23 protein-coding genes and 1 pseudogene are annotated in these 24,425 nt (G+C 68.1%); 16 read left to right on the plus strand and 8 right to left on the minus strand.

Going from position 1 to position 24,425, the window contains the following annotated elements; translation table 11 throughout:
• Positions 1-4 precede the first annotated feature (4 nt).
• Genes ACFWF1_RS24870 through ACFWF1_RS24885 form a run of 4 tightly spaced genes read left to right on the plus strand, consistent with a single transcriptional unit; the run spans position 5 to position 4,395 of the window.
• Complete coding sequence (locus tag ACFWF1_RS24870) at positions 5-868, plus strand: metal-dependent hydrolase (RefSeq protein WP_379291531.1); 864 nt, start codon at positions 5-7, stop codon at positions 866-868.
• A complete protein-coding gene (locus tag ACFWF1_RS24875) occupies positions 865-2,403 on the plus strand; it encodes a flavin-containing monooxygenase (RefSeq protein ID WP_379291530.1) in 1,539 nt (512 codons plus the stop codon). The genes ACFWF1_RS24870 and ACFWF1_RS24875 overlap by 4 nt, the downstream gene beginning before the upstream one ends.
• On the plus strand, positions 2,400-3,347 hold the full coding sequence (locus ACFWF1_RS24880; protein WP_379291528.1) for an SDR family NAD(P)-dependent oxidoreductase: 948 nt from the start codon (positions 2,400-2,402) through the stop codon (positions 3,345-3,347). The genes ACFWF1_RS24875 and ACFWF1_RS24880 overlap by 4 nt, the downstream gene beginning before the upstream one ends.
• A gap of 4 nt (positions 3,348-3,351) precedes the next feature.
• On the plus strand, positions 3,352-4,395 hold the full coding sequence (locus tag ACFWF1_RS24885) for a 2Fe-2S iron-sulfur cluster-binding protein (protein WP_379291526.1): 1,044 nt from the start codon (positions 3,352-3,354) through the stop codon (positions 4,393-4,395).
• Between the two features lies 1 nt (position 4,396).
• Here the strand turns inward: ACFWF1_RS24885 and ACFWF1_RS24890 are convergent, their stop codons facing one another.
• The 3 genes from ACFWF1_RS24890 to ACFWF1_RS24900 are packed head-to-tail and all read right to left on the minus strand — an operon-like array spanning position 4,397 to position 6,307.
• The gene (locus tag ACFWF1_RS24890; protein ID WP_379291524.1) at positions 4,397-5,116 is read right to left on the minus strand and encodes a TetR/AcrR family transcriptional regulator; all 720 of its coding nucleotides are present in this window, start codon (positions 5,114-5,116) and stop codon (positions 4,397-4,399) included.
• 55 nt (positions 5,117-5,171) lie between these two features.
• Complete coding sequence (locus ACFWF1_RS24895; protein WP_379291522.1) at positions 5,172-6,116, minus strand: CorA family divalent cation transporter; 945 nt, start codon at positions 6,114-6,116, stop codon at positions 5,172-5,174.
• 2 nt (positions 6,117-6,118) lie between these two features.
• Positions 6,119-6,307: a hypothetical protein gene (locus ACFWF1_RS24900; RefSeq protein ID WP_379291521.1), complete on the minus strand. Its 189-nt coding sequence runs from the start codon at positions 6,305-6,307 to the stop codon at positions 6,119-6,121.
• 448 nt (positions 6,308-6,755) lie between these two features.
• On the opposite strand from ACFWF1_RS24900, the gene ACFWF1_RS24905 reads away from it, so the two are divergent.
• The gene (locus tag ACFWF1_RS24905) at positions 6,756-7,148 is read left to right on the plus strand and encodes an ArsR/SmtB family transcription factor (protein ID WP_379291519.1); all 393 of its coding nucleotides are present in this window, start codon (positions 6,756-6,758) and stop codon (positions 7,146-7,148) included.
• A 93-nt stretch (positions 7,149-7,241) separates the two neighbouring features.
• Entirely contained in the window at positions 7,242-7,772 is a 531-nt protein-coding gene (locus ACFWF1_RS24910) for a DUF3558 family protein (RefSeq protein ID WP_379291517.1), read from the plus strand.
• A gap of 3 nt (positions 7,773-7,775) precedes the next feature.
• Here ACFWF1_RS24910 and ACFWF1_RS24915 read toward each other — a convergent pair whose 3' ends face one another.
• The 5 genes from ACFWF1_RS24915 to ACFWF1_RS24935 form a co-directional block, all read right to left on the minus strand.
• A complete protein-coding gene (locus tag ACFWF1_RS24915; RefSeq protein WP_379291515.1) occupies positions 7,776-9,497 on the minus strand; it encodes an urease subunit alpha in 1,722 nt (573 codons plus the stop codon).
• A gap of 60 nt (positions 9,498-9,557) precedes the next feature.
• Positions 9,558-9,875, minus strand: a complete 318-nt coding sequence (locus ACFWF1_RS24920) for an urease subunit beta (RefSeq protein ID WP_379291623.1) — start codon at positions 9,873-9,875, stop codon at positions 9,558-9,560.
• 83 nt (positions 9,876-9,958) lie between these two features.
• On the minus strand, positions 9,959-10,261 hold the full coding sequence (locus ACFWF1_RS24925) for an urease subunit gamma (RefSeq protein WP_379291514.1): 303 nt from the start codon (positions 10,259-10,261) through the stop codon (positions 9,959-9,961).
• Positions 10,262-10,405: 144 nt separating this feature from the next.
• The gene (locus ACFWF1_RS24930; RefSeq protein ID WP_379291512.1) at positions 10,406-10,846 is read right to left on the minus strand and encodes a PaaI family thioesterase; all 441 of its coding nucleotides are present in this window, start codon (positions 10,844-10,846) and stop codon (positions 10,406-10,408) included.
• A 186-nt stretch (positions 10,847-11,032) separates the two neighbouring features.
• A complete protein-coding gene (locus tag ACFWF1_RS24935; RefSeq protein ID WP_379291511.1) occupies positions 11,033-11,743 on the minus strand; it encodes a hypothetical protein in 711 nt (236 codons plus the stop codon).
• A 107-nt stretch (positions 11,744-11,850) separates the two neighbouring features.
• Here ACFWF1_RS24935 and ACFWF1_RS24940 point away from each other — a divergent pair, with 107 nt between their 5' ends.
• From ACFWF1_RS24940 to ACFWF1_RS24985, 10 genes and pseudogenes are all read left to right on the plus strand, one after another.
• Positions 11,851-12,897: a FecCD family ABC transporter permease gene (locus ACFWF1_RS24940; RefSeq protein ID WP_379291509.1), complete on the plus strand. Its 1,047-nt coding sequence runs from the start codon at positions 11,851-11,853 to the stop codon at positions 12,895-12,897.
• Positions 12,894-13,976 (plus strand): FecCD family ABC transporter permease, encoded by a 1,083-nt coding sequence (locus ACFWF1_RS24945; RefSeq protein WP_379291507.1) that lies wholly within the window; start codon positions 12,894-12,896, stop codon positions 13,974-13,976. Before ACFWF1_RS24940 ends, ACFWF1_RS24945 begins: the two co-directional genes overlap by 4 nt.
• Positions 13,976-14,839: an ABC transporter ATP-binding protein gene (locus ACFWF1_RS24950; RefSeq protein WP_379291505.1), complete on the plus strand. Its 864-nt coding sequence runs from the start codon at positions 13,976-13,978 to the stop codon at positions 14,837-14,839. The genes ACFWF1_RS24945 and ACFWF1_RS24950 overlap by 1 nt, the downstream gene beginning before the upstream one ends.
• 78 nt (positions 14,840-14,917) lie before the next feature.
• Positions 14,918-15,307 (plus strand): BlaI/MecI/CopY family transcriptional regulator, encoded by a 390-nt coding sequence (locus tag ACFWF1_RS24955; protein WP_150401655.1) that lies wholly within the window; start codon positions 14,918-14,920, stop codon positions 15,305-15,307.
• Positions 15,308-15,347: 40 nt separating this feature from the next.
• Complete coding sequence (locus tag ACFWF1_RS24960) at positions 15,348-16,286, plus strand: M48 family metalloprotease (RefSeq protein ID WP_379291503.1); 939 nt, start codon at positions 15,348-15,350, stop codon at positions 16,284-16,286.
• Between the two features lie 213 nt (positions 16,287-16,499).
• A pseudogene (locus ACFWF1_RS24965) lies at positions 16,500-17,819 on the plus strand (DEAD/DEAH box helicase); the annotation flags it as partial.
• 431 nt (positions 17,820-18,250) lie between these two features.
• Entirely contained in the window at positions 18,251-19,096 is an 846-nt protein-coding gene (locus tag ACFWF1_RS24970; protein ID WP_379291501.1) for a DMT family transporter, read from the plus strand.
• Positions 19,097-20,116: 1,020 nt separating this feature from the next.
• Positions 20,117-21,556: a GuaB1 family IMP dehydrogenase-related protein gene (locus ACFWF1_RS24975; protein WP_379292216.1), complete on the plus strand. Its 1,440-nt coding sequence runs from the start codon at positions 20,117-20,119 to the stop codon at positions 21,554-21,556.
• 384 nt (positions 21,557-21,940) lie between these two features.
• Positions 21,941-23,347 carry a hemolysin family protein gene (locus ACFWF1_RS24980; protein ID WP_357388307.1) on the plus strand — a complete coding sequence of 469 codons (1,407 nt, stop codon included), beginning with the start codon at positions 21,941-21,943 and terminating at the stop codon, positions 23,345-23,347.
• Positions 23,340-24,404, plus strand: a complete 1,065-nt coding sequence (locus ACFWF1_RS24985) for a hemolysin family protein (RefSeq protein WP_379292217.1) — start codon at positions 23,340-23,342, stop codon at positions 24,402-24,404. Before ACFWF1_RS24980 ends, ACFWF1_RS24985 begins: the two co-directional genes overlap by 8 nt.
• Positions 24,405-24,425 lie beyond the last annotated feature (21 nt).

A 24,425-nucleotide genomic window follows, 5' to 3' on the forward strand; every position in this document is an offset into this window, starting at 1 on the left:
TCACATGACTACCAGCGTGCGGAAAAACGGCGCGGGCGGCTACCCGAAGGTGCGCCGGATGAAATTCCGGTTCGGCGAACCGGAACCCATGACCAAGTACTACGCGGGCGACGACATCGTGCTGAGCCACCTCGTCGCGCTGCTCTCGGCCGCCTTCCCGCCCGGCGAGGAATCGTTCATCCGATCGGTGCGCCGATTCACCGAGCAGATCACCGATCCGGTGCTCAAGAAGCGGGTCGCGGCGTTCATCGGCCAGGAGGCGGTGCACGGCCAGCAGCACGGCCGATTGAACGAGCAGCTGTTCGCGCTCGGCTATCCCCTGCCGCATTTCGTCAGCGGGCGTGGCGAACTCCTGCGGCGGGCCGAGCGGCTGGCACCGCCCGCCGCCCACCTCGCCATCACGGCCGCCGCCGAGCACTACACCGCGGTACTGGCGGCGCGGGTGCTGTCCAGTCCCGAAATCCAGGAACTCGCGGGCGATCCCGAGGTGCGCAACCTGCTCAACTGGCACGCGCTCGAAGAACTGGAACACAAGTCGGTGGCGTTCGACGTCTATCGCTCGGTCGACGGGCCGGAGTGGCTGCGGATCGCGGTCATGTCGGTGCTGTACGCCTTCACGATTCCGGTGGTCGGGCTGGGCGTGCTCGCGTCGATCCTCGCCGATCCCCCTGCCTGGCAGCCGATCACGGTCGCCCGGCAGTCCTACCGACTGATTCGAGGACCGATCGTGCGCGGGCTGCTCAGCGAGATCCAGGTGTATCTGAAACCGGGTTTCCACCCGGACGACGTGGACACCGGGGCCCTGCTCCAGCAGTGGCAGACCGAATTGTTCGGCGCCGAAGGCGCGCTCGTGGATCGCGTCCGATGAGCGCGGTGCGGCCCGACCACGAGGCGATCGTGGTCGGCGCGGGGTTCGGCGGTATCGGAGCCGCGATCGCTCTGCAACGCAAAGGCATCCACGACTTCGTCATCGTCGACAAGTGGGATCGGGTCGGTGGAACGTGGCACGCCAACACCTATCCCGGTGTCGCCGTGGATATCCCGTCGTTCATCTACAGCTTCTCCTATGAGCAGCGCGGAGACTGGTCACGAATCTTCGCGCCGGGCACCGAGTTGCGCGACTACGCCGAGGGCATGGTCGACAAGTACGGCCTGCGGCCGAAACTGCGGTTGAACACGACGATCGTCTCGGCGGTGTTCGACGCCGAGGACAGCCTGTGGCTGCTCGGCACCGACGGCGGCCGCACGCTCACCGCGCGCTACGTCGTAATGGCGATCGGCGGACTGGAACGGCCGAAGATGCCTGACATTCCGGGCCTGCACGACTTCGCGGGCACGCTGATGCACACGGCGCTGTGGGACGACGATGTCGCGCTGACCGGCAAGCGGGTCGCGGTGATCGGGACCGGCGCGACCGCGCTGCAGCTGGTGCCCGCCATCGTCGACAAGGTGGCGCACCTGAGCGTCTTCCAGCGGACACCGATCTGGGTGTTCCCGAAATCCGATGCGGCCGTCGGTTCGATCGGCCGCGCGATCCTCGAACGTCCCTGGGTGCATTCCGGTATCCGCATGTTCGGCACCATCGCGACCGAGATCGGCATGGGCGGCATGGTGGCCGGCCCGACCTGGCTCGGCGACGCGGGCCGCCGGCTGGCCGAGATCCCGGCGCGCCGGTGGATGCGGGCGCAGGTGCACGATCCGGTCATCCGCGAGAAGCTGATTCCGGCATACGGGCTCGGTTGTAAACGCCCGTCGATGTCGAACGACTACCTGTCGACGTTCAATCGGGCGGATGTCAGCCTGGTCACCGAGCCGATCGGCTTCATCGGCGAACGCGGCATCACCACCGAGGACGGGGTGGAGCATCCGGTCGACGTGCTGATCTGCGCCACGGGATTCAAACTGTGGGAAAAGGATTCGATCCCGCCGTTCCCGGTGACCGGTCGCAACGGGCTCGACCTCGGGGAGTTCTGGGACCGCCATCGGTTCCAGGCCTATCACGGTGTCTCGGTGCCCGGGTTCCCGAATATGTTCACCATCACCGGGCCTTACGGCTTCGTGCTCGGCTCCTACATCTGGATGATCGAGGCCACGGCCGCACACCTGAGCCGGGCCATCGCCGAGACCAAGCGGCGCGGTGCGACCGTGTGTGAGATCAGTCAGCACGCGCACGACGAGTACTTCGCCAAATGCCTGCGCCGCCAAGAGAAGAACTTCCTGTTCACCTCCGCCTGCGACGGGTCGAACACCTACTACATCAACAGCCACGGCGATTCGCCGTTCCGTCCGTCCACGCACGGCGAGATGTACTGGCAGAACCGGCATTTCGACCTCGACGACTACCACTACCGGCAGTCCGTGCCCGCACCGCGGACCGGCGCGATCCTCGAGGAATCCGTATGAGAATCACCAACATCCACCCCGAACTGGTGGTGGTGACCGGTGCGGGCAGCGGCATCGGCCGGGCCATCGCGATCCGGTTCGCCAAAGCCGGTGCGCACGTGGTGGTTTCCGATCTGGACCTGGACTCCGCCTTGGCGACCGAGGCGATGATCCACGCGCACGGGCGGCGGGCCTCCGCGGCCCGGCTCGACGTCACCGATCCGAAGGCGTGGGAAGCGTTCGGCCGGGACGTGCTCGCGGACCACGGTGTGCCGGATGTGCTGGTCAACAACGCGGGCATGCTGGTGAGCGGCGCGTTCGTGGATCTGACGCCCGCCGACTGGGATCGCCAGCTGAGCGTGAATCTGCTCGGCGTGGTGCACGGCTGCCGGGTGTTCGGACAGCAGATGATCGACGACCGCAAGCGCGGGCACATCGTGAATATCGCGTCGGCGGCGGCATTTACACCGACGCCAGTGATGTCGGCGTATTCGGTATCCAAGGCCGGGGTGAAGATGCTCACCGAGTGCCTGCGACTCGAGTTCGGGCCCAAGGGAATCGGGGTCAGTGCCATCTGTCCCGGTGTGATCAACACCAACATCGGCGAGCATGCCGTCACCGTCGGTGTCGACCAAGAGTTGATCGCGCGCGGCAAGGAACTGGCGCGGCGGGTGCAGGAGATGGCGGCGAAACTGCCGTTCTCGCCGATGAGTCCGGATCTGGTGGCGCGGGCGGCGCAACGCGCGGTGCGGTACGACCTCGCCGTCGTTCCGGTGCGGACGGAGGCGTGGTTGGGGTACTTCATGCTGCGGATCGCGCCGGGGGTGAATCGGCGGATCACCCAGCCGTTGGACGTCGAGCGGATCGAACGGATCGGGCGGCGGATGCTCCGGTTCATCGATCCGGTATCCGTGACTTCCTCAGCGGCACAGCCTGATTCCGCGCCGGTCGAGGTGCCGAGGTAGCACGATGACCGCGGACAAAGGTGTCCATGAGCTGAAGGTCAGTGCGGTGGTCGAGGAGACGGCCGATGCCCGCACCTTGGTCTTCGAGGTGCCCGACGAGCTCAGTGAGCGGTTCCGGTATCGCCCGGGTCAGTTCCTCACTGTGCGGGTGCCGAGTGCGCGTACCGGCTCGGTGGCGAGGTGTTATTCACTGTGCAGCAGCCCGCACTGCGATGATCGGATCGCGGTGACGGTCAAGCGGATCGCGGACGGCTATGCCTCGAACCTGATCTGTGACACCGTCGCGGTCGGCGACCTGATCACGGTGCTGGAGCCGTCCGGTGCGTTCGGGCCGCGCGAGCTGGATGCCGATGTGCTGCTGTGCGCGGCGGGCAGCGGCATCACGCCGGTCCTCTCGATCATCAAATCCATGATGGTCGGCGGGGAGGGGAATGTTGTTGTGCTGTATGCCAATCGTGATCGGCAGTCGGTGATCTTCGCGGACGTGCTGGACGACTTGACACACCGTTACCGAGGTCGGCTGAAGGTACTGCATTGGCTCGAATCCGAGCGCGGGCTGCCCACCGTCGCGGCCGTCGCGGAACTGGTACGACCGCACGCTGGCCGCGACTGGTTCCTCTGCGGGCCTGCCGGATTCATGACCGTGGTCGGTACCGCGGCCGCCGCGCTGCGCGTGCCGACGACCCGCATCCACACCGAGGAATACCGCTCCCTGCAATCGAATCCGTTCGATGAACCCGTCCGCAGCAACGGAAGCACGCCACTCGGTGACGTAGCCGTTGTCGAGGTGGACATCGACGGTGAAACCCACGTCCTGGACTGGCCCAAGCACACTCCCCTACTGGATGTGTTGCTGGACAACGGAATCGACGCGCCCTACGTCTGCCGCGAATCCGCTTGCGGCACTTGCGTCTGCTCGGTCAAACAGGGGCGCACCCGGATGCGGCAAAACGAGGCCCTCATCGATGACGAACTCGCCCTCGGACTGACCCTCGCCTGCCAAACCCTCCCGGAGTCACCCCGGGTGCACATCGCCTTCGACCAGTAACTCACTCCGGCTCGAACGCCAGATGCGCCGGTTTCGCCACGTCGAGCGGTAGGTTGTTGAGCTCGGCGACCCCGTCCAGCATGTTCCTGGCGATGATGCTCACATGCTGGGCGAACCGCTCGGTCGACATCACCTCGGCTTTGGCCCGGTTGGCGCCGAGCCACCAGTCGGTGGCCGAGCCGACCGCGCCGAAGATGGCGTAGGCGGTCAACTCCAGGCTGCCGGTATCGACGTTCTGCCCTTCGAGCCGCTCCTCGATCATCTGGGCCGCCAGCAGCGCCGACCGCTGCGCCACCTCGATGGCGCGTTCGGGCTGTTCGGCCTGCTGCGCCAGCCGACTGTGCACCAGGAAGCGGAACACGTCGGGCTGCGCCTCCACCACCGCGACATACTCGGCTATCGCGGTGCGAATCAGCTCGGCCACCGAATCGGTGGTCAGGCTGATCTTCGCGAGCACCCGCTCCCACAGCATGCTCTGCACCCGTTCCAGGATCGCCAGGTACAGGTCGGTCTTGTCCGCGAAGTGCCGATACAGCTTCGGCTTGGCGCAGCCCGCCGCCCGCGCGATGTCGTCCATGCTCACGTCGGGCCCGTGTTCGGCGAGCGCCCGGAAGGCGGCGTCGACGAATTCGCCACGCACCTGCTCCCGATGCGCGCGCCATCGTTCGGTCCTGGCATCCGGACGCGGCGCGTCGGGCGAGCTGCTACCGGCGGCCGTCATGCTTGTCATGATATTGAATGCCGGCCGCGGGCACGCGCTTCGGGCCACGACAAGGTCAGCGCAGCCAGCCCTTTCGCTTGATGTAGGCGAGCGGGATCACGGCGGCCACCAGTGTCATGAGGGTGGTCGCGAGAAAACCGTGCTGCCATTCGAGTTCGGGCATCCAGGTGAAGTTCATGCCGTAGAAGGTGGCGATCAGGGTGGGCGGCAGGAAGACCGCGGTGATGATGGTGAACACCTTGACGATCTGGTTCTGTTTGACGTCGAGCCAGGTCATCACCGACTGCTGCAGGTAGCGCACCTTGTCATGCTCAAAGCCCGCGTGCTGCTTCACCCCGTCGACGTCGGCGATCAGGATGGCGAGCAGGCTCTCCAGCTCGGCGCTGTGCACGGTGATGTCGGCCATCAGATGTCGTGCGGCGCGGGCCAATTGGAGCTGGGTCTCCTGGGTGCGCGAGACGATCTCCTCGGCCGCGTTCATCCGCGACATGGTGCCGCGCATGTCGGCGACGCCGATCTCGCGGCCGCGCTGGTCGTAACCGTTGGTGGCCATCTCGATCTCGTCGTTCATCGCCTCCAGCGCGTCGCTGGCGTAGTAGATCACCCGCTCGGACGCCTCGTTCAGCGCCCACAACAGCGCGTACATGACGCCGTGCGAGGAACCGGTGAGGGTCGGGTTGCGGCGCATCTTCGCGATCGCCTTGTCGAACGGGACGAAGTGCTCGTCCGGTTGCAGCGTCACCAAGAACTCCGAACCCAGTGCGAAGACAATGGTTTCGCGTTCGATGGCGTCGCCGCGCTTGTAGTTGGCGACGACCGGTAAGTAGAGGAAGTTGTCGGTCTCCCAGACCCGGTTGCGCGCGGCGGCGAAGTCTACGCCGAGCCGTTCGCGCAGTACCGCGGCGGTATCGGCGTCGGCCGCCGCCAGCGGAATCCAATGTTGTTGCAGGACTTCGGTGTCGAACCGGTCGGTGGTCACGGCGCTGGTAAGGGCACGCATCGCTACTGACCGTAGGACGAGTGGGCGGGCGAGACGGACGACGAGCCGACGGGTGCCTGCGGGTGGGCGTAATGCATCGTCAGCAGTCCCGCACTGATGAGCAGATAGAGGCCGACCGTGAACCAGATCGACTGTCGCTCCAAATTCGGTGCGCGGTGCGGTGTTTCGGCCCTCTTGAACATGATCGCCATGGCGGAACTCCAATGCTTCGTAGCGTCTGATGGTGACAACGTCTGGTGGTGACACGCCCGCCTGCCGCGGGCCGGGCGCGGACAGCAGGCAGCCGCGCCCGGATGCCGGTGCGGCCGTCCGGGACGGTCACACCGACTACGCAGGCCGACGCCGTACGCGCCGGACCCGTCGGGTCGAAGAATGTTGAGAATTGGTGCCGCGTCAGGCGATCGGCCGGCCGCTCAGCTCGGCCGCGGATCGCGCGGGCAGATCAACGACGAACCGGCACAACCCGTTTCGCTAAGGCGGTCCGGCTAGAGACGTCGATACTGTCAACCGGCATCAGCCGCTCACCCCGCTTCGGTTGGTTGCTCACTACGCAGAATTGCGCACCCATTATTAGAAACCCGCCGTCGTACGTTCGTCAATCAGTTGCGCAAGTATTCGACTCCATGCCACGCTACGGACATGCGGCCCCGCGCATTCGCGGCTCGCAAGCGCTCCTTGCTGGAGGCGGACGTGACCGAGCACGGCGAGCCGGGCCCCCTCCCGGCGGCTCAACTCCATGACGCGGCAGCGGTTTTCGGCATGCTCGCGGCCACCGCCCGGCTGCAGATCCTCTGGCTGCTCGGTCAGGGCGAACGCGACGTGGGCTCGCTGGCCGCCGAGATCGGTCAAACCGTGCCTGCGGTCAGCCAGCACCTCGCGAAGCTCAAACTGGCCGGTCTGGTGCACATGCGCAAAGAGGGCCGGCGCAACGTCTACGTGATCGCCGATCCCGGCATCGCCGACATCGTCCGCCTCGCCTTCCGGCACCACCGACTGCACGGCGGGCAGCTGCCGCCGGGCCTGGGCGACTGAGAGCAAGATCGCCCCTGCTCAGGTCGCGTTCCGGCGGGCCGCTGGGTACCGTGACCTGGTCTGACCCGTTAATGATCCAGAAAGGGAGCGGTGATGAACCCGTTCTCTGTCCGTAATGTCGGACTTGCCGTTATTGCCCTGGCCGGATTGGTGACGGGATGTAGCAGCGCGAGCACGCCGGACGCCGCCCCCGCGGCGCCCGCGAACCCGTTCGCCGATTGCGCGCCGCTGACCAACCAGCAGATCAGCGACGCCGTGCACGCGGCAGGCCTGACCACGCACCACTCACCGCAGGTCTGCTACTGGGAGGCGCAGGTCGGCGACGGCGACGCGACCGTCAGCTTCACCTACTCCGCGCAGGACTCGCTGCAGCAGCTGTGGGACCGCGCCCGAGCCGACGGTTTCCAGACCGAGCACATGGTGATCACCAAGCACGTCCTCGGCACGGTCACCGCGACCGCGTTCTACATCCGCAACCCGCACGACCCCGGCGACTGCGCGGTCACCGCCGCCGCCAACGGCGCCATCACCTGGCGGGTCCAGAACCGTTCGCAGGCAACAGCACTCGACCCCTGCGCGGCCGCGCTCGACCTGGCCACCATGATGGTCGACCTGTCGCCGTAGCCGTCAGAACAGGAAATACCGCTGGGCCATCGGGAGTTCGGTGGCGGGCTGCTCGGTCCAGACCTCGCCGTCGATGCGCACGGTGAAGGTGTCCGGATCGACTTCGATGCGCGGCATGGCGTCGTTGTGCGGCATGTCGGTCTTCTGGCGATCGCGAACGTTCTTGACCGGGGCCAGTTTTCGATTGATCCGCAGGCGGTCGACGAGGCCGTCGTCGATGGCCTGCTCGGAGACGAAATGCAGTGAGGTGGCGGCCGCGACGAGCGGAGCCGCGCCGAACATCGGGCGGGGCAGCACCGGCTGCGGGGTCGGGATGGACGCGTTGGCGTCGCCCATCGCGGCCCAGGCGATGGCGCCGCCCTTCAGCACCGCGTGCGGGCGGACGCCGAAGAAGGCGGGCTCCCACAGCACCAGGTCGGCGAGCTTGCCGACCTCGACGGAGCCGATCTCGTGGTCGAGGCCGTGCGCGACGGCCGGGCAGATGGTGTATTTCGCGATGTAGCGCCGCACCCTGGCGTTGTCGGCCGCGCCGTCGCCGGGCAGCGCGCCGCGGCGGCGCTTCATCACGTGCGCGGTCTGCCAGGTGCGAATGACCACCTCGCCGATCCGGCCCATGGCCTGGGAGTCGCTGCCGATCATCGAGATCGCGCCGAGGTCGTGCAGCAGATCCTCGGCCGCGATGGTGGACGGGCGGATCCGGCTCTCCGCGAACGCGAGATCCTCCGGGATGGAGGCGCTCAGGTGGTGGCACACCATGAGCATGTCGAGGTGCTCGTCGAGGGTATTGACGGTGTGCGGGCGGGTCGGGTTGGTGGAACTGGGCAGCACGTTGAGATGTGCTGCGACGGTGATGATGTCGGGCGCGTGGCCGCCGCCCGCGCCCTCGGTGTGATAGGCGTGGATGCCGCGGCCCGCGATGGCGCCGAGGGTGTCCTCGACGAAACCGGCCTCGTTCAACGTGTCCGAGTGCAGAGCCACCTGGACACCCGCCGCGTCCGCGACGGTGAGGCAGGCGTCGATCGCGGCCGGGGTGGAGCCCCAGTCCTCGTGCAGCTTGAAACCCGCTGCGCCGCCACGCAATTGCTCCCACATCGCCTCGGCGCTGACGGTGTTGCCCTTGCCGAGCAGCACGATGTTCAGCGGCCAGCCGTCGGTGGCCTCGAGCATCCGGGCCAGATGCCAGGAGCCCGGGGTGACCGTGGTCGCCTTGCTGCCCTCGGCCGGACCGGTGCCGCCGCCGATCAGCGTGGTGATGCCGCCGCCGAGCGCCTCGTCCATCAACTGCGGACAGATGAAGTGCACGTGACAGTCGATGGCGCCCGCGGTGAGGATGCGGCCGTTGCCCGCGATGATCTCGGTGGACGGGCCGACCACCAGGTCGGGATGCACCCCGTTCATGGTGTCGGGGTTGCCCGCCTTGCCGATGGCGCAGATGCGGCCGTCGCGAATGCCGATGTCGGCCTTGATGATGCCCCAGTGGTCGATGATCACCGCGCCGGTGATCACGGTGTCCGGGGCGCCGTCGGCGCGGGTCGCGCGGGACTGGCCCATCGATTCGCGCAGCACCTTGCCGCCGCCGAAGACCGCCTCGTCGCCCGCGAGACCCGGTCCGCCGCTGCGGTCTTCGGTGATCTCGACGAAAAGATCGGTGTCGGCCAGGCGAATTCGGTCACCGGTCGTCGGTCCGAACAGTTCCGCGTACCGGGCGCGGCTCAACTCAGTCATGGTGCCCCTCCAGAATGGCCGCGCAACACTGTTGATCGGAGGTGGTGCGGCGGTGCTTGCTCACTGCGTGTCGTCCAGGTGGCCGGGCGGCGTCAGACTGATGCCGTGTACCTCGCGCGTGCCGCCCAGCGGGACCAGCGAAACACGTTGGCCCAGGCCAGGTTCGAAGCGAACCGCAGTGCCCGCGGGGATGTCGAGGCGGTGGCCGTGCGCGGCGGCGCGGTCGAAGCGCAGTGCGGCATTCGACTGCGGGAAGTGCACGTGGCTGCCGACCTGTACGGGACGGTCACCGGTGTTCACGACGTCGAGTTCGATCCGCTCCGCACCCGCGTTGAGCTCGATAGTGCCCTCAGCACAGATGTATTCACCGGGGATCATGCCGGGCACATCCGCTCGAGGCCGGTCCGCCTGAGACGTTTCGGTGCCGACAAGCAACTCGGAGTTATCTGTCATCGGGTCCCCTAACCGATCGGATGATGGACGGTGACCAGCTTGGTGCCATCCGGAAAGGTGGCCTCGACCTGGACATCATGGATCATCTCCGGCACGCCCGCCATCACGTCGGCGCGCGTGAGAACCGTTCGGCCAGAAGACATCAGCTCGGCGACCGAACGCCCGTCCCGCGCTCCTTCGAGCACGTGGTCGCTGATCAGCGCGACGGCCTCCGGATGGTTGAGCTTGAGCCCGCGCGCCTGCCTGCGCCGGGCCAGCTCGGCCGCGTAGCTCAGCAGCAGCCGTTCCTGCTCATGCGGCGACAGTCGCATCCGGGCTCCTCACCGGGTCGGTTTATGGGTGACGGTCATTCTGGCACGCCCGTTCCGGCGACGCGGGACGAGCGCCCCGCCGAGCGGCTGCGGCTGCTCCGGCCGAGGGGTCGTGGCGTCCCTGACCGGAGGCTGCGCGAGTCCCTAGCCGGGCAGGTTCTGCAGCCGAACCTGGCCGCGCGCGACCACTCGTCCCTGCTCGTCGGTGATCACCACCTGCCACAACTGCTGCAGCCTGCCGCGGTGGATCGGGGTCGCCTCGCCGACGAGGTTGCCGTCGCGGACCGCCCGCAGGAAGTCGGTGTTGTTGTTCACCCCGACGACCGTGCCCTTTGCGCCGTACCAGATTCCGCCCGCGACGCTGGCGAGCGTTTCGATGACGGTGCTGTAGACGCCACCGTTCTGGATACCCGCGGGCTGGTACAGGTGCGGCTTGACGGTCCACTCACCGCGCACCCGGTCCGGGGTTGTTTCCGTGTAGCGCAGGCCGATCAGATCGGTGAACGTGCCTTCGCTGACCTTCGTCATCTGCTCCGGCGTGATGGTCGCGAGCCAATCCGCCGCCCGGGTCTCCTGATCTGTCATGCGGTCCACTTTTGCACAGCGACCGCGACCCGATTACCGCTGGCTCGCCTGTCGCACCGCCGGAAAATAAGCGATGGGCTCCACGGCTAGACGTGGAGCCCATCGCGGCAATGGATCGGGGGTCACCGCAGCCCTCGGGACTCTCGACCAATCCTTACGCCGGTTATGAGTATAGGTCAGGCTTACCTAACTAAGCAAGGCCGTCGCGCGACGAACCGGTAATCCGCGCTGCTCCAAGGCAGCCAAGAGCCCTTGACCACGGCGGGTACCGGCCACCGCGTCGGTGCCGGCGAGCTCCGGCACGTAGGTCGAAGCACCAGCGATGGATTCACCGACCAGCAACCAGAATCGGCGGGCGCTCAAACCCGAGTAGCGGGCCATGCTCGACTGGATCAGCGTCAGCGAGGGCTCGCAGCGATGCGCGAGCCACACATACATCGCGCCCTCACACGGCAGGCTCACCGCGCCGGCCTCCTCGGCCAGCGGGTCGCCCTCGAGCACGCGAATGGTGGTGTCGCCCAAGCCCGCCCAGTCGATGCCGCCGTCGTTGTCGGTGTGGATCCACAGGTTCTCCAGGCCGGGATCCCAGGCCCGCCCCTCGGCCACCAGCAGCGCGATCACCCGGCCGATCACCGCGTGGATCAGCGCGGTCGCCACCACCTCGGCCGCGACGTCGGCGCGGATCATCTCCGCGGCATGCCTGCGATACATCCGTTCGATGCGACCCTCACGCACCCCGTCGGCCAACCGCCACCAGCGCCGCTTGCCCTGCTCGACCATCGCCGCCACCGCGTACACACGCGGATGCTCAGGTTGCAGCGCACGCAACCTGTCACATGTGCGATCGAACGCCATGTGGGCATGACGCGGCGGGCAGGTGGTCATGAGCTCGGGCATTGAACCTCCTCGAGGATTGGCCATAGCGGTGCGAACCGCAAGATAGGTTAGGCTTACCAGACCAACCGGTTCTCTGCTACAACGAATCCCAGGAGTAGTTCGTCACCGTGACCACGCTCGGCAACACACGGCGGCGGCGCCTTTCCGGCCTGTTCGTGCTGACCGTTCTGCTCCTGCTCACCGTGCTCGCCAGTGTCGCGATCGGTACCAGGTCGCTGTCGCCCGGCGCCGTCTACGACGCCCTGCACCACGGGATCACCTGTCGAGGCGGTCCGTTCAGCTGCCCGGCCGGATCCACCGCCGAGGAGATCGTACGTGGACTTCGGCTACCGCGCACGGCACTGGCGTTGGTCACCGGACTCGCCCTCGGCATCGCGGGCGCGCTGATCCAGGGCTACACCCGCAATCCGCTCGCCGACGCGGGGCTGCTCGGCTTGAACGCGGGTGCGGCTTTCCTTGCGGCGCTGAGCATGTACCTGTTCGCGTTCACGACGCCGGAGCAGTACATCTGGTTCGCGTTCGCGGGTGCGTTGATCGCGGGCATCGTGGTGTTCGCGGCGTCGTCGATCGGCGGCGGCAAGGCGAGTCCGCTGAGCCTGGTGCTGGCCGGCGCGGCAGTCACCGCATTTTTGCAGGCGATGACGAATGCCATTGTGCTGCTGGATCCGGCGTCGCTGGACACCTACCGGTTCTGGGTGGTCGGCACCGTCGCCGGACGCGATATCACGGTGTTTTGGCAGGTACTGCCATTCCTGGCGTTCGGAGTGCTGCTCGCGCTCATCGCTTCTCCCGGTTTGAACCTGCTCAGTCTCGGTGACGACGTGGCGCGCGGGCTCGGCGTGAACATCGGACGCAGCCGCGCACTCGGACTGGCCGCGATCGTGTTGCTGTCCGGCGCGGCGACCGCGGCGGTCGGGCCGATCGCGTTCATCGGTCTCGTGGTGCCGCATCTCGCGCGCGTCATCACCGGACCGGACTATCGCTGGCTGGTGCCGTATTCCGGCTTGATCGGCGCGGTGCTGCTGCTGATCGCCGACATCGTCGGCCGCGTCGTGGCCAAGCCCGGCGAGCTGCAGGTGGGGGTGATGCTTGCGGTGGTCGGTGCGCCGTTCTTCATCGCGTTCGTCCGGCGTCGAAAGTTGGTGAGCCTGTGACTGTTTCGCTGAAGACCGACAACGTGCGGCCCGCGCTGCGGGTCGGGCCCGTCTCGGTGGTGTTGCGGCCCGCGATGGTGTTCATCGTGATTGGCTTGGTCGCGTTGATGCTGCTGTGCTTCTGTCTGGACATCGCCACCGGGGAAACGCATATACCGCTCGGGCGCGTGATCGACGTGCTGACCGGCGGCGGAACGCGATCGCAGCGGTTCATCGTGCTCGACTCCCGGCTGCCGCGGGCGCTCACCGCGCTGGTGGTCGGCGCGGCGCTCGGGCTCTCGGGCGCTATTACGCAATCCATCCTGCACAACCCGCTGGCCGCGCCGGACATGCTCGGCATCACCTCCGGTGCCAGCCTCGGCGCTGTCGCGGTGGTCGTCGGCGGCGGCGGGACCGGCCTGCTCGCGACATTCGGCGCGCCACTGGCCGCGCTGGTGGGTGGTCTGCTCACGGCCGCGGCGATCTACCTGCTGGCCTGGGGCCGCAGCCCGACCGGGGACCGGGGCGTCACCGGGGTGCGGCTGGTCTTGATCGGCGTCGGCTTGAACTCGGTGCTGATCGCAGGCATCAGCTGGCTGCTCACCCGGGCGACCCTGCAGGACGCGCAGCGAGCGCAGTTGTGGCTCAACGGATCTCTCAACGCCGCCGATCGCTCCGGTTTGCTGCCTGCCACCCTCGCGCTGGCCGTCGTGGTGGTGGTCGCGCTCGGTTCGGCACGCACGCTGGCCGCGCTGCGGCTCGGCGCCGACACCACCCGCTCACTCGGCGTGCGGATCCAGAGCCAGCAGGCGATCTTGATCGGCGCGGCGGTGGTCGGCGCCTCGGTGGCGACCGCGGCCGTCGGTCCGGTGAGTTTCGTCGCGCTGGCCGCACCGCAGATCGCGCGACGATTGCTGCGCACCCCCGGCGAACCGCTGATCGGGTCGGCGCTGGTCGGCGCCATCCTGGTGGTCGGCGCGGATGTCGCGTCGCGCACGGTGTTTCCGGCGGACCTGCCGGTGGGCATCGTCACCGCGGCGTTCGGCGGACCGTTCCTGCTCTACCTGCTCATCCGCATGAATCGAAAGGCGACGCTGTGATGACCGCTGACGCTACGACCAGCGCGGAGCCCACCCGGCTCGCCGCCGACGACGTCACGCTCGCCTACGGCGACCGGGTGATCATCGACAGACTCACCCTCGACATCGCGCCCGGCGTGATCACCACGGTGATCGGCCCGAACGGCTGCGGCAAATCCACGCTGCTGCGCTCACTCGGCCGGCTGCTGCGCCCGCAGCAGGGGCGAGTGCTGTTGGACGGCAAGGCCATTTCGACGATGAAGACCAAGGACGTGGCCAGGGTGATCGGCATGCTGCCGCAGTCGCCGGTCGCGCCGGAGGGGCTCACCGTCGCCGATCTCGTTGCGCGCGGGCGTCATCCGCATCAGACCTGGTTCCGGCAGTGGTCGGCGTCCGACGAGGACGAGGTGCTGGCCGCGCTCGGCCAGACCGGCATCGCCGACCTGGCCGACCGCGCGCTCGACGAACTGTCCGGCGGGCAACGCCAGCGGGCCTGGATCTCCATGGCGCTGGCGCAGGGCACCGACATCCTGCTGCTCGACGAGCCGACCACCTATCTCGACCTCGCGCACGCGGTGGATGTGCTCGACCTGGTCGACCGGCTGCACGCCGAGCTCGGCCGCACCGTGGTGATGGTGCTGCACGACCTCAATCTGGCGATCCGCTACAGCGACGAACTGATCGTCATGCGCGCGGGACGCATCGTCGCGCAGGGCCGGCCCGCCGACATCATCACCGTCGAGCTGCTGCGCGAGGTTTTCGACCTCGACGCCTCGGTGTTGGAGGATCCGGTCTCCGGCCGGCCGATGGTCGTTCCCATCGGAACGCGGCACGTTGTCGGCAAGGCAGGCGGGCCCGTCATGCCCGAATCCACCGCCGTATGACAATTAACACACCAGCTATTCCATAGTTACGACACCCTGTAGTACGCATGCGCGTCGTTGAGTCCGTAAAATTGTGGGATGGCAGGACTTGGTGAACTCGAGAAAGCGGTCATGGACCAGTTGTGGTCGACCGATGAACCGCAGACAGTCCGGCAGGTGCACGAGGCATTGGCCGCACGCCGCGAGCTCGCGTACACCACGGTGATGACGGTGCTGCAACGACTCGCGAAGAAGAACCTCGTGGTCCAGCAGCGCGACGACCGTGCTCATCGCTACGCGCCGGTGCACACCCGGGACGAATTGGTCGCCAGTCTGATGGTGGACGCACTGCAACAGGCCGACGCCGCGGGCAGCCGCGCCGCCGCGCTGGTGCACTTCGTGGAACAGGTCGGTAAGGATGAGGCTGACGCGCTGCGGGAGGCACTCGCTAAGCTCGAAGCAACCGAGGACACACCGCCCCCGCAGTAGACTCCTCGCGACCTTGCCCCCAACGCAGTGAGCTGAGTCGATGAACGCAACCGCGCCGGTATTCGCCGGACTCGCATTGCTTCTCGCGGGGCCCGCCCCGGCCCTGCTCAGCCGGGCGACCTGGACATACCGGACGCCCCGCGCAGCATTGGTGCTGTGGCAGGCTATCGCGCTGGCCGCCGTGCTCAGTGCGTTCGGGTCCGGACTGGCCATCGCCGCCGAACTGCTGGTGCCCGGTCTCGACGGCCGGCCCACCACGCAACCCACCCGCGAGATCGACGCGCTCGGGCTACCGCTGTGGCTGGCCTACGTCTTCGTGTTCGCGCTGACGCTGCTGGTCGGCGCGCGACTGTGTTACGCGATCGTCCGGGTCGGGGTGCACACGCGGCGGCGCCGGGCCAGGCATCGGATGCTGGTCGACCTGCTCGATCAAAGCGGGCCGCGCCGGCGCGCCTCCGACATCCGGGTGCTCGCCGCGACCGAGCCCATCGCCTACTGCCTACCCGGCCTGCGGCAGCGCGTGGTGATCAGCGAGGGGACGCTGACCAACCTCGACGATGCCGAGATCACCGCGATCGTCAGCCATGAACGCTCGCACCTGCGCGCCAGGCACGATCTGGTGCTCGAGGCGTTTACCGCTGTGCACGAAGCGTTTCCGCGGTTCGTCCGCAGCAAGGCCGCGCTCGGCTCGGTGAAACTGCTCATCGAATTGCTCGCCGACGATTCCGCGGTGAAGGTCACCGGGCCGAAGCCGCTGGCCCGCGCGCTCGTCGCGTGCTCGAAATCCACCGCGCCCCAGGGTGCGCTCGCCGCGGGCGGGCCGACCACTCTGATTCGCATCCAGCGCCTCACCGGGCGGATCGGTGATGTTCGGATCGCCAGCGCCGCCTACCTGGGCTCGGCCGCGATCCTTGTCGTTCCGACGATGGCCGTCGCGGTACCGTGGCTGGTTGAGCTGGGGCGACTCTTCCGCGGCTAGACAGTCGTAGGACGTATCCTGAACACTTGGCCTGCCACCCGGTCGGCCTGTTTTGGCGCTGCACCCCTTTGGTCGCAGCGCGCGGTGCACCGAACCGGTCTCCACCCCGATCCACCGAACAGCGCGCAGCCCAGCCCGAGCGCGTCGTCTTACGAAAGGCACACACCACCCGTGACCTCCTCGACGCCAGTCGCCGCTGCGCCCGTGACCTTCATGGACCTCGGCCTGCCCGCCGTGCTCGTGCAAGCGCTGCGGAACGACGGCATCGAGGCACCGTTCCCGATCCAGGCCGCGACCATTCCTGATGTGCTGGCGGGTAAGGATGTACTCGGCCGCGGGCCGACGGGTTCCGGCAAGACGCTGGCCTTCGGGCTGCCCATGCTCACCCGGCTGGCCAGCGGGTCGACCAAGCCGGGCCGGCCGCGTGGTCTGGTGCTGGTGCCGACCCGCGAGCTGGCCGCGCAGATCGAACGCGCACTGGACGCACCCGCGCTGGCGGTCGGGCTGCGGGTCGCGTCCGTGGTCGGCGGCGCGCCGATCCGGCGGCAGGCCGAGCGGCTCGCGCGTGGCGTCGATCTGTTGATCGCCACGCCGGGGCGACTCGCCGATCTGATCGCGCAGGGGTCGGCGGGACTGGGTGACGTGCGGATCACCGCGTTGGACGAGGCCGATCACATGGCCGACATGGGGTTCCTGCCGCAGGTCACCAAGCTGCTCGATCAAACGCCGAAAGATGGTCAGCGACTGCTGTTCTCGGCCACGCTGGACGGGGAGGTGGACAAGCTCGTCAAGCGCTATTTGCGCTCCCCCGTCACGCACTCCACCGCGCCCGCGTCCGCGGCGGTCGCGACGATGACACACCATCTGCTGTTCGTGCGCGACAAGATGGCGAAGCGGACCGTCGCCGCGGAGATCGCCGCGCGGGACGGGCTGACCATCATGTTCGTCCGCACCAAGCATGGGGCCGATCGGTTGGCCAAGCAGTTGCGCGGGGCCGGAATCGCGACCGGGGCGTTGCATGGCGGGAAGGCGCAGAACAACCGGACGCGGACGTTGGCGGCGTTCGCGGATGGTTCGATTCCGGTGCTGGTGACCACCGACGTCGCGGCGCGCGGTATTCACGTCGACAACATTTCCCTTGTGGTGCACGTTGATCCGCCTGCCGAGTCGAAGGCGTATCTGCATCGCGCCGGGCGGACCGCGCGGGCGGGCGAGGACGGTGTCGTCGTCACGCTGGTGATGGACGAGGAGCGGCGCGAGGTCGAGGCGATGACGCGTAAGGCGGGCGTCGAGATCGTGGGTATCGAGGTGCGGCCCGGGGATCGGCGGTTGATCGAGATCACCGGGGCGCGGCAGCCGTCCGGGATTCCGGTCGCGGCGCCCGCACCGCCCGAACAGCCTGTCGCGGAAGGGGCCTCGAAGGCGGGGACCGGTCGGCGACGTGGTGGATCGGGGCGGCGGACGACGGAGACTCGGGGTGGGGGCGCTCCGGTACGGGCCGAGGCGTCGGCGAGTGAACGACGGAAAGACGGGTCCATCAAGGGATCATCGCGCGATACGGGTTCGTCGAGCCGGGCCGGTGGTCGCGGATCGGGCGCGGGTGCTGGCGTTGCACGCGGATCGGGCGCGGCAAAAGGCGGCACTCGCGGATCGGGCACGGCAGCAGCCGACGCAGGGTCGAGTAGCGCTCGAGGATCGGGCGCGTCGAACGGCGGCGCACGCGGCGCGAGCGCGGCGACTGCTGGTCCAGGGGCTGGCGGTGCGCGCGGATCGGGCGCGGCTAAGGTCGGGACAGGTGGCGCTCGCGGGTCGGCCAGTGCTGGCCGCAACACCGGCGGCGCATCGGGATTCTCCGGTCGCTCAACCGGTTCCACCAGCGGCGACACGCCCGGGAGTACCCGGCGACGCGCCGTACGCCCGGAGCACGCGCCGGGGACCCGCAATCGTGGGGCAAACTGACGGTTGTGTCCAATCATCCAGTGGGCGCTATTGCCTGCGCACTGCTGGCAGCGCTGTTCTTCGCGGTAGCGGCCGTCGCGCAGCAGCGCGCGGCCGCCGCAGTCCCCAAGGGTGATTCGCTCGTCCGCGCACTACTGCGCAACCCGCGCTGGTGGGCAGGCATCGTCGGCGATATCGGCGGATACGCGATGCAGGTCGCCGCGCTCGCACTGGGCGCGGTCCTACTGGTGCAACCAATCCTGGTGAGCGCCTTGGTATTCGCACTACCACTCGCCGCCAGACTGAACGGCCGCAGCATCACCGCCCGCACCTGGGCCACCGCACTCGCACTCACCGCCGCCCTCGTCTGCTTCCTCGTCGTCGGCAACCCCTCCGAGGGCAATACCAATGCGCCACTACATGATTGGCTACTCCCCCTGACCATCCTGGTCGCCCTCATCGGCGCGGCCACGATCATCGGCCTCAGCAGCGCCGACCCCGGCCGACGAGCCCTACTCCTCGGCACCGCAAGCGGCTCCCTCTACGGACTGGCCGCCGCCCTAACCTCCTACGTCACCTCACTCTTCGACCACGGCATCGGCGAAGTACTGAGCAGCTGGCAAACCTGGGCACTGGTAGCCGCCGGAACAACCGGCGTCTACCTGCAACAACGAGCCTTCCAAGCAGGCCCGCTCTCGGCTTCCCTCCCCGCAGTCACCATCGCCGAACCCCTCGCCGCAGCCTTCATCGGCGTAACCGTCCTAGACGAACGCTTCCGCACCAACACCATCGGCCTAGCAATAACAGCCCTCGCCGTAATCATCATGTGCGCCACCACAATCCGCCTCTCCCGCGCCCAAGCCGCCACCTAACCACCCCCGCGCACCTTCCCGCCCGCCGCGCACGAAATTGCCAGCAGATTCGTGCGCGGCAGGCAAATCTGCGCGCCGCGGCGGCCACCGGCGACGCGCCGGCGGGCAGACTGCGGTTGCCACGCTGCGCACTTAATTGCCCGCCGCGCACGAAATTGCTGGCAGATTCGTGCGCGGCAAGCCGATCCGTACGCGGCAAGCCGATCCGTGTGCGGCAAGCCGATCCGTGTGCGGCAAGCCGATCCGTGTGCGGCAAGCCGATCCGTGCGCCGCAGCGGCCAGTGGCGACGCGCTGGCGGGCACACCGCGCGGTTGCCATGCTGCGCACTTAATTGCCCGCCGCGCACGAGATTGCTGGCAGATTCGTGCGCGGCAGGCAAATCTATGCGCGGCAGGCCGATCCATGCGCGGCAAGCCGATCCGTGCGCCGCAGCGGCCAGTGGCGACGCGCTGGCGGGCACACCGCGCGGTTGCCATGCTGCGTACTTAATTGCCCGCCGCGCACGAGATTGCTGGCAGATTCGTGCGCGGCAGGCCAGTCTGTGCGCGGCACCCAATAGACAGCGCCGCCACGCCTGGCGAGCAGACCGGGCGGTTTGCTACCGCCGCGCATCTTCTCGCGCGCTGCGCAGGAAATTGCGGGCAGATTCGTGGGCGGCAGGCCGATCTGTGCGCCGCAGGGAGACCTGGGTGGGCGGCCAGAACTGTGCGCGGCATGCAGACGCGGCAGGCAGAAATGTGTTGCGTGGTGCCCGCAGGCGGAGCAGCCTGTCCTGGTTTGCTGCCCGCCTGCGCGCCGAATTGTTCGCTGCGCATGAGATTGCCGGAAGGTTTGCGCGCGGCGGGTGAATTCATGCGCGGCGGGCGGTGCGCTGTGGGGCGCACGGGCTCGTTGTGGGCGGTGGGGCGAGTTGGTGACGGTGTTGGCGCAGTCGGCGGATGCTGTTCGCTGTGAGGTTCGTCTCCGCGGGGTGCTGGAGAATTGCGCGGTACCGGGCGGACTTGGTTATCATCGGTTAAGTGCAGTTTCTCCCTGGCCATCAGCCGCCGTATGACCTGACCTACGACGACCTCTTCCTCGTCCCTAATCGGACGGATGTCGCCTCGAGGTTCGACGTCGACCTTTCCACCGTCGACGGGTCCGGCACCACCATTCCCATCGTCGTGGCCAATATGACCGCGGTCGCGGGTCGCCGGATGGCCGAGACGGTCGCCCGTCGTGGAGGCCTCGTGGTGCTACCGCAGGATCTGCCGATCAGCGCGGCCGCCGACACCATCGCGTTCGTCAAGAGCCGCTCGCTCACCGCCGACACCCCGGTCATCCTCGGCCCGGAACATTCGGTGTCCGAGGCCGTCGCCCTGATGCACAAGCGCGCCCACGGCGCCGTCGTCGTGGTGGACGAGACCGGACGCCCGATCGGTGTCGTCACCGAAGCGTCGTGCACCGATGTGGACCGGTTCGCCCGGCTGCGCGACGTCGCGATCACCGATTTCGTGCAGGCCCCGGCCAGCACCTCGCCGCGCGACATCTTCGAACTGCTCGAGGCCAAGCACACCCAGCTCGCGGTGCTCACCGCCGAGGACGGCACCCTGGCCGGGGTGATGACCCGCACCGGCTCGGTCCGCGCCGGGATCTACCAGCCCGCCGTCGACAATCAGAACCAGCTGCGCGTCGCCGCCGCGGTCGGCATCAACGGTGACGTCGTCGCCAAGGCCAAGGCGCTGGCGGACGCGGGCGCCGACGTCCTCGTGATGGACACCGCGCACGGCCACCAGGCCAAGATGCTCGAATCCCTCAGCGCCGTCCGCGATCTCGGACTCGGCCTGCCGCTGGTAGCGGGCAATGTGGTGTCCGCGCAGGGCACCCGCGACCTGGCCGCCGCGGGCGCCGACATCATCAAGGTCGGCGTCGGCCCCGGCGCCATGTGCACCACCCGGATGATGACCGGCGTCGGCCGCCCGCAGTTCTCCGCGGTCGCCGAATGCGCCGCCGCCGCCAAGGAACTCGGCGTGCACATCTGGGCCGACGGCGGTGTGCGGCATCCGCGCGACGTCGCACTCGCGCTGGCCGCCGGCGCGTCCAACGTGATGATCGGCTCGTGGTTCGCCGGCACCTACGAATCCCCCGGCGACCTGCGCACCGACCGCGACGGCAACGCCTACAAGGAAAGCTTCGGCATGGCGTCCAAGCGAGCCGTCGCCGCCCGCACCGCCACCGACAGCGCGTTCGACCGGGCCCGCAAGGCCCTGTTCGAGGAGGGCATCTCCAGCTCGCGCATGCGGCTCGATCCGGAGCGCCCCGGCGTCGAGGACCTCATCGACCACATCTGCTCCGGCGTGCGCAGCGCCTGCACCTACGCGGGTGCGCGCAGCCTGGCCGAGTTGCACGAGAAGGCCGTGCTCGGCGTGCAGTCGGCGGCCGGTTTCGCCGAGGGGCGCCCGCTGCCCAGCGGCTGGTGAGCTGTAACTAGCTGCAGCGCTGGTAAGTTCGCGGTACTCCGCCGGTGACCGAGGCGCACACCTCCGCCTCGGTCACGCGGCCCTGCTCGATGTGCCATCCCGCGCACGACCCGCGGCGGCCTCGCGCACAGTGATCGTCTTGCGACACGCCAACGACGGCACGACCACCGGCCCACGCGACCCGACGTGTGGGCCGGTAACATAGTGGTTGCCGGTCTCCGGCCCAACATCTCCGGCTTGCGAAAGGATCCAGTTGTCACCCGCGTCCGAGGGCGCAGCACAGGAGGGCTCCTCTACCGAGCCGGGTGACAAACCCGGCGTCCTCCTACTCCCAGCCCCACGTCCCACCGGCCAGTTCCCAGTACCGTTCGGCGGGTGCTGACGATGTCCGTCACACTCACGGTGCTCAGCCTGCTGGGATTCGTCGCTCTCACGGCAGGCACCGCCCTCTTCGTCGCCGCCGAATTCTCCCTCACCGCGCTGGAACGCAGCACCGTAGAAGCGCACGCGCGCGACGGTGATGTCCGCGCCAGAATGGTCCGCCAAGCGCATCGGACGCTGTCGTTCCAGCTGTCCGGCGCCCAGCTCGGCATCACCATCACCACGCTGATCACCGGTTACATCGCCGAGCCCGTGCTGGCCCGGCTGCTGGATCCGCTGTTCAGCGGCATCGGACTGAGCGACGGCGCCGCGCACGGCATCTCGCTGGCCCTCGCGCTGGTGCTGGCCACGTCGCTGTCGATGATCTACGGCGAACTGGTGCCGAAGAACATCGCGATCGCCAAGCCCCTAGCAACCGCGCGCACCACGGCTCCGCCGATGGTCGCCTTCTCCGTCATCTTCAAATGGCTGATCCACTTCCTCAACAACACCGCGAACTGGGTTGTCCGCAGGCTCGGCGTAGAACCGGCCGAGGAATTGCGTTCCGCGCGATCGCCGCAGGAACTCGGCTCGCTGGTCCGCACGTCCGCGTTGCGCGGCGCGCTCGACCAGCGCACCGCCTTGGTGATCGATCGGTCGCTGCAGTTCGGCGAGCGTAGTGCCGAGGAACTGATGACCCCGCGGGTGAAGATCGAGGCGCTGGATAAGCTCGACACCATCGCCGACCTGATCGACGCCGCCCGCCGCACCGGCTACTCCCGGTTCCCGGTAATCGACGGCGACCTCGACAACACCCTCGGCGTGGTGCACATCAAGCAGGCGTTCACCCATCCGACGAACGTGCGCCGCACCATCCCGCTGCAGATGCTGGCCCATCCGGTCCCGATCGTGCCCGCCAGCCTGGACGGCGACGAGGTGCTGGAACGGATCCGGGCCGACGGCATGCAGGTCGCGCTGGTCGTCGACGAATACGGCGGCACCGCGGGCATCGTCACCATGGAGGACATCATCGAGGAGATCCTCGGCGACGTCCGCGACGAGCACGACGAGGAAGAACTCGACGTGCGCCGGGTGTCGGACGGCTGGGACTGCTCCGGCCTGCTCCGCATCGACGAGGTGTCCCGCGCCACCGGATACGACGCTCCCGAAGGCGAATACGAAACGCTCGGCGGTCTCGTGCTGACCCGGCTCGGTCGCATCCCGGTCGCCGGTGACGAGGTCGTGTTGCCGAATCCGCGCTCGCAGCAATGGTCTTCGAGCGACCAGCCGACCACAGGCGGGTGGATCGCCCGGGTGGAACGGATGGACGGACGCCGGATCGACCGGGTTCGGTTGATTCCGGTCGCCCCCGACGACCTCGCGTTCCGTCAGCTGCAAGCCGAGCCAGAGCAGGAGCACAGCCATGGGTGACCTCCTCGCCGTCCTGCTCACCGCGGTCCTGCTGGCGAGCAACGCGTTCTTCGTCGCGGCCGAGTTCGCCTTGATCTCGGCCCGCCGCGACCGCCTGGAAGCGCTGGCCGCACAGGGAAAGCGCAACGCCGACATCGTGATTCGGGCGGGCGAGAACCTGTCGATGATGCTCGCCGCCGCCCAGCTCGGCATCACCATCTGCTCGATCCTGCTCGGTCGCGTCGGCGAACCCGCGGTGGCCCACCTGCTGGAGGGGCCGTTCGATTTCCTCGGCCTGCCCGAACAACTGCTGCACCCCGTGTCTTTCGCGCTCGCGCTGGCCATCGTGGTGATCCTGCACATCCTGTTCGGCGAGATGATCCCGAAGAACATCGCGCTGGCCGGCCCGGAACGCAGTGCGCTGCTGCTGGTTCCGGTGCACCTCATGTGGCTGCGCCTGGCCCGGCCGCTCATCGCCCTCTACAACCTGGCCGCGAATCTCACGCTGCGACTGCTGCGGATCGAGCCGAAAGACGAGCTGCAGGCGACCGTCTCCTCGGTGGAACTCGCCGAGATGATCGGCGAGTCGCGCTCGGAGGGCCTGCTCGACGAGGAGGAACACCGCAGGCTCACCCAGGCCCTCGGCACCAGCGACCGGGTGGTCGCCGACGTGATGGTGGCACTGGCTACCACAAGGACAGTTCCGTTGCGCGGCAACGGAACCACCCTCGGTGACATCGAAACCGCCGTCGCCGAAACGGGTTTCTCCCGCTATCCGGTACAGGCCGGCGACGGCTCGCTGGTCGGCTACCTGCACGTCAAGGACGTGCTGGACAAGGTCGCCGACGAGAGCGCCGGGCCGGGAACCCCCATCCCGCGCACCGACATTCGCCCGTTGCCGACGGTCAGCCTGCACACGCCGCTGTACGAGGCGCTGGCCAGGCTGCGCCGCACCAACAGTCACCTCGGCCGGGTCGTGGATGCTCGGGGCAACACGACGGGCATTGTGGCGCTGGAAGATCTGGTGGAAGAGTTCGTCGGCACTGTCCGCGACGGGACGCACCGGATCATCGAATGAGTGGGTGGGGCAACCGGGTGC

It is taken from the genome of Nocardia sp. NPDC060255 (genome assembly GCF_042727395.1).
Classification (GTDB): Bacteria; Actinomycetota; Actinomycetes; order Mycobacteriales; family Mycobacteriaceae; genus Nocardia.

Coding starts and splice junctions, on each gene's coding strand:
- ACFWF1_RS24870 (WP_379291531.1), top strand. CDS start 5: ATGACTACCAGCGTGCGGAAAAACGGCGCGGGCGGCTACCCGAAGGTG.
- ACFWF1_RS24875 (WP_379291530.1), top strand. CDS start 865: ATGAGCGCGGTGCGGCCCGACCACGAGGCGATCGTGGTCGGCGCGGGG.
- ACFWF1_RS24880 (WP_379291528.1), top strand. CDS start 2,400: ATGAGAATCACCAACATCCACCCCGAACTGGTGGTGGTGACCGGTGCG.
- ACFWF1_RS24885 (WP_379291526.1), top strand. CDS start 3,352: ATGACCGCGGACAAAGGTGTCCATGAGCTGAAGGTCAGTGCGGTGGTC.
- ACFWF1_RS24890 (WP_379291524.1), bottom strand. CDS start 5,116: ATGACGGCCGCCGGTAGCAGCTCGCCCGACGCGCCGCGTCCGGATGCC.
- ACFWF1_RS24895 (WP_379291522.1), bottom strand. CDS start 6,116: ATGCGTGCCCTTACCAGCGCCGTGACCACCGACCGGTTCGACACCGAA.
- ACFWF1_RS24900 (WP_379291521.1), bottom strand. CDS start 6,307: ATGGCGATCATGTTCAAGAGGGCCGAAACACCGCACCGCGCACCGAAT.
- ACFWF1_RS24905 (WP_379291519.1), top strand. CDS start 6,756: ATGCGGCCCCGCGCATTCGCGGCTCGCAAGCGCTCCTTGCTGGAGGCG.
- ACFWF1_RS24910 (WP_379291517.1), top strand. CDS start 7,242: ATGAACCCGTTCTCTGTCCGTAATGTCGGACTTGCCGTTATTGCCCTG.
- ACFWF1_RS24915 (WP_379291515.1), bottom strand. CDS start 9,497: ATGACTGAGTTGAGCCGCGCCCGGTACGCGGAACTGTTCGGACCGACG.
- ACFWF1_RS24920 (WP_379291623.1), bottom strand. CDS start 9,875: ATGATCCCCGGTGAATACATCTGTGCTGAGGGCACTATCGAGCTCAAC.
- ACFWF1_RS24925 (WP_379291514.1), bottom strand. CDS start 10,261: ATGCGACTGTCGCCGCATGAGCAGGAACGGCTGCTGCTGAGCTACGCG.
- ACFWF1_RS24930 (WP_379291512.1), bottom strand. CDS start 10,846: ATGACAGATCAGGAGACCCGGGCGGCGGATTGGCTCGCGACCATCACG.
- ACFWF1_RS24935 (WP_379291511.1), bottom strand. CDS start 11,743: ATGCCCGAGCTCATGACCACCTGCCCGCCGCGTCATGCCCACATGGCG.
- ACFWF1_RS24950 (WP_379291505.1), top strand. CDS start 13,976: ATGACCGCTGACGCTACGACCAGCGCGGAGCCCACCCGGCTCGCCGCC.
- ACFWF1_RS24955 (WP_150401655.1), top strand. CDS start 14,918: ATGGCAGGACTTGGTGAACTCGAGAAAGCGGTCATGGACCAGTTGTGG.
- ACFWF1_RS24960 (WP_379291503.1), top strand. CDS start 15,348: ATGAACGCAACCGCGCCGGTATTCGCCGGACTCGCATTGCTTCTCGCG.
- ACFWF1_RS24980 (WP_357388307.1), top strand. CDS start 21,941: ATGTCCGTCACACTCACGGTGCTCAGCCTGCTGGGATTCGTCGCTCTC.
- ACFWF1_RS24985 (WP_379292217.1), top strand. CDS start 23,340: ATGGGTGACCTCCTCGCCGTCCTGCTCACCGCGGTCCTGCTGGCGAGC.